The following is a 264-nucleotide window of genomic DNA, read 5'->3' on the forward strand; positions in this document are numbered from 1 at the left end:
ACCTCGCCATCCATGCCGAGACTCACGCAATTTGTCTATTCGCCCAGCGGCAACTCCGAGGGGAGGTGTATTCCTTGGAGTTTTGAGTCGTTAGATAGCTATTCATCAGCAAAAAAATAAGCGTAAAAGAACGAGAAAGGTAAAACGATATCAAGTGATTACCCATCAAACTGTAAAAAAACCGCTACCGCAAAAAAGCAAATTCCTATAGCATCATTTATACCAATTGACATGGATGTGGCTGTGGCCATATTTAAGATTGAG

This window comes from Shewanella sp. CG12_big_fil_rev_8_21_14_0_65_47_15 (genome assembly GCF_002783505.1).
Lineage (GTDB): Bacteria > Pseudomonadota > Gammaproteobacteria > Enterobacterales > Shewanellaceae > Shewanella.